Consider the following 3,782-nt stretch of genomic DNA (forward strand, 5'->3'; position numbering starts at 1 on the left):
CCGAGCATGGCTCGGCACTACAGATCCCGCTTTTTGCTCAAAGCCCCTCTCCCGTTTACGGGAGAGGGGTTGAGGTGAGGGCAGCTCTTGGGGCGTTACCAGGAAAGCCCCTGCCGAGCATGGCTCGGCACTACAGGTTCCGATTTTGCTCAAAGCCCCTCACCCGTTTACGGGAGAGGGGTTGGGGTGAGGACAGCTCTTGGGGCGTTACCAGGAAAGCCTCTGCCGAGCATGGCTCGGCATTGCCCTTGTCAGCGGGCGCGGCGACGCAGCGGGATGACGTTGCTGCTGGCCTTCTTCGGCTTCTTGGCAGCCGGCTGGGCGGACTGGGCGCTGAAGAAGTCACGCATCTTCGGATACACCACTTCGCGCCAGCGGCGGCCGCTGAAAATGCCGTAGTGGCCGGCACCTTCAACAATGAAGTGGTCACGACGCGAGGCCGGAATGCCGGTGCACAGTGCCTGCGCGGCTTCGGTCTGGCCGAGGCCGGCGATATCGTCCAGCTCGCCCTCGATGCTCAGCAGGGCGGTATCGCGGATCGCCGACGGGTCGACGTGTTCGCCACGCACATACCACTCGCCACGCGGCAGCAGGAACTCCTGGAACACCACGCGGATGGTGTCCAGGTAGAACTGCGCCGGCATGTCCAGCACGGCGTTGTATTCGTCGTAGAAACGACGATGCGCGTTGGCATCGTCCAGGTCGCCCTTGACCAGGTCGGTATAGAAATCCCAGTGCGACATCAGGTGGCGGCTGGGGTTCATCGACATGAAGCCGGCGTGCTGCAGGAAGCCCGGATAGACGCGGCGGCCCTGGCCCGGATACGGCGCCGGAATGGTGTGGATGACGTTGTTCTCGAACCACGACAGCGGATTGCGCGTGGCCAGGTTGTTGACCGCAGTCGGGCTGCAACGCGCATCGATGGGGCCACCCATCATCACCAGTGAGCGCGGCGTGGCTTCGCCACGGCTGGCCATCAGCGATACCGCTGCCAACACCGGCACGGTGGGCTGGCAGACGCTGACCACGTGCACGTTGTCGGCGCCGAGGTGGCGGATGAATTCCTGCACGTACTCGATGTAGTCGTCCAGGCCGAACTCGCCCTGTTCGACCGGCACCATGCGTGCATCGACCCAGTCGGTGACATAGACGCGATGGTCGCGCAGCAGGGTGCGCACGGTGTCGCGCAGCAAGGTGGCGTGGTGACCGGACAGCGGTGCAACCACCAGCACGATGGGCTGGGCCAACAGCGCTTCGACCTTGGAGGTTTCGTTGCTGTGGCGCTTGAAGCGCAGCAGCTTGCAGAACGGCTTTTCGACCTCGGTCAGCTGGGCGATCGGCACGATCTCGCCATCAAGCTCCAGCTCGTGGATGCCCCATTCGGGCTTCTCGTAGTCCTTGCCCAGGCGATGGAACAGCTCGTTCATCGCCGCAAACCGGTCAGCGCCCGGCATCGACGACCACCAGTGGCCCGAATTATTGAAGAACGCCGCATTGGCTTGCGCCTGATGGACCCAGGGCGCGAGCAGGTTGCGGGTCAACTCATGCAGTTGGTAGAGCATGGTTTCTCAATATGTACAGTCATATGATGCTGTGCAGCATAGCTCACTATGGCCGACCAGGCGTTAAGCCAGGTATTGGCCTTTAGTCGGCCCTTTCCAGTGCGGCGATGTCCTCGCTGAACGCGGGGGCCAGCCAGCAGTGCGAGCCGACCGCACGGAAGCCTACGTCGCGCAACTGGCGCTTGTACCAGCGGGCCGGGCGTTGCTGGAAGCCTTCATGATCGCCATGGAACGCATCCTCGGCGGTGAACAGCTCCAGGAAGGCGACCCCGCCGCAAAGCTCGGCCAGGCCGGGCAGGCCTTGGCGCAGCTCACGGCTGGGCACGTAATGCATGACATCCGAGCAGACCAGCAGGTCCACCGGCGCGCAGGGGCGCAGCCACTGGAAGTCGCCGAACGCGCCCAGGTGCAGGTTGCGGGTGCGGCCGTAGCGGCGCACGGCGTATTCGCTGCTGTCAAAGCCCATGTACTGGAGCTTGGGGCGCAGCTTGAGCAGGGGGGCGCGCCAAGCAGCTTCGCCGGCACCGATGTCGAGCACGCTGCGGATCGGGCGCTCCAGGTAATACTCGGCTGCAGCCACGGCCAGCTGCACCTTGCGCGCAAGGCGCGCCGGGCCGCCGATATCGTCGCGGCGGTACCAGCGTTGGAAGTAGTCGGCGTCGTACTGCTTGTCCTGCATGTGCGTGTCTTGTGCGGATGGGCGAAAATGGCGCTCATCCTACGCCGCCGATGGAGCCAGCGCATGCAGTCGTACTTTTGGGTAAAGACCTTCCACCTCGTATTCGTGGTGGCGTGGATGGCGGCGGTGTTCTACCTGCCGCGGATCCTGGTCAACATCGCCGAGGCCGCCGGTCAGCCTGCTGTGGTGGAGCGGCTGCAGTTGATGGGCAAGCGCTTGTACCGCTTCGGCCACATCATGTTTGGCATCGCTTTCATCCTGGGCCTGGTGCTGTGGCTGGGCTACAAGGTGCTGCCTGATTTTCCGACCATGGTGGCGCCGGGTGGCGCTGGATGGCTGCATGCCAAGCTGGGCCTGGTGGTGCTGCTGATGGTCTATTTCACCTTCACCGGGCGCTGGTTGAAGGGCACGATCAAGGGCAAGGCGTTGCCGTCTTCGGGCACCTTGCGCTGGTTCAACGAGCTGCCGTTGGTGCTGTTCATTGCGATTGTCTACTTGGTGCTGGCCAAGCCGTTCTGAGTTGTTTTGGGGCTGCGAAGAGCAACGGCACCCCTCCCAACCCTCCCTTTGGCTGCGCCAAACGGAGGACTCGCGCGTTGCTCCCTCCCTTGCGCGTAGCGCAGGGGAGGGGTTGAGCTTGTGACGGTTAGTTCCCCCGCAATGCCTGTGCGAACTCCGGGTAAGCAGAGACATCGTTGTGATCGGCATCAGCGATGGTCACCGCCTGCGCAACGCCGGGGCGGAAATTCCGCAAAAGGCGCAGGGAGCTGGCATTCGGAATCACCTCATCCCTGCCGGCGATGATCAACGTGGTAGGCGCGGTGATCCGTGCGGCATGGCGGTACGAGTCGTAGTGATCACGTAGCAGCAGACGCACGGGGAATATCGGGAACATACGCGCAGCCAGGTCGCCGATGCTGTCATACGGGGTGATCAGCACCAGGCGTTGAACCGGTCGCGCCGCAGCGAGCTGTATGGCGACGCCGGAGCCGAGGCTGCGGCCGATCACGGTGATGTCGGTTGCACCGCCGGCGGTCGCGTCGTACAGGGCCAGGGCATCGGCGATGAGGCGTGCTTCCGTGGGGGAACTGCCGCTGCCGCCGTAGCCGCGGTAGTGCATGGCGTGGACCGTTGCGTCGGGGAAGGCCTGTTCCAGCATAGGCACGGCTTGCGAAACGTCTTCTGCGTTGCCGCCAAAGTAGAGTACCCGTTGTTGCCGGCTGGGACCTTTGTTGCTGCTGATCAGCAGTTGCGCATCGTCGCGCGGCATTTCCCAGTATGGAACGTCGGCGGTGCGCGGGACCGGGTGGTAGAGCAGGCTGCGCGCGTTGTAGGCGAGCAGGGCGCAGGCGAGCAGATACAGCGCGGCAATCAGGGTGAGCGTGGTCACCAGGATTTTGAGCGGGGTGGTCATGGGGCCGGGCCTTGCTGCGATGGCTTGATGATGCCTTGTCTTGCCGCTGCCGTGCAGCGGGCCCCTCTCCCCAACCCCCGCTCCGCGCCCCGGCCCTTGCGCTGGCGCAAGGGCCGGGGCGCGTAGC

The 3,782-nt window shown here is 64.3% G+C and carries 3 protein-coding genes and 1 pseudogene; 1 reads left to right on the top strand and 3 read right to left on the bottom strand.

The window, feature by feature from the left end:
- Positions 1-332: 332 nt before the first annotated feature.
- A pseudogene (phaZ, locus tag RT460_RS10585) lies at positions 333-1,562 on the bottom strand (polyhydroxyalkanoate depolymerase); the annotation flags it as partial.
- Between the two features lie 82 nt (positions 1,563-1,644).
- Complete coding sequence (locus tag RT460_RS10590; protein WP_313318919.1) at positions 1,645-2,241, bottom strand: class I SAM-dependent methyltransferase; 597 nt, start codon at positions 2,239-2,241, stop codon at positions 1,645-1,647.
- A 63-nt stretch (positions 2,242-2,304) separates the two neighbouring features.
- On the opposite strand from RT460_RS10590, the gene RT460_RS10595 reads away from it, so the two are divergent.
- Positions 2,305-2,760, top strand: coding sequence for a CopD family protein (locus RT460_RS10595; protein WP_313318921.1), 456 nt, complete (start codon positions 2,305-2,307; stop codon positions 2,758-2,760).
- 127 nt (positions 2,761-2,887) lie between these two features.
- Here RT460_RS10595 and RT460_RS10600 read toward each other — a convergent pair.
- Positions 2,888-3,782: alpha/beta fold hydrolase (locus RT460_RS10600; protein WP_313318922.1), on the bottom strand; the 895-nt coding region annotated here is incomplete at its 5' end.

The sequence above is a fragment of the Stenotrophomonas sp. genome (assembly GCF_032061965.1).
In the GTDB taxonomy this organism is placed as follows: domain Bacteria; phylum Pseudomonadota; class Gammaproteobacteria; order Xanthomonadales; family Xanthomonadaceae; genus Stenotrophomonas.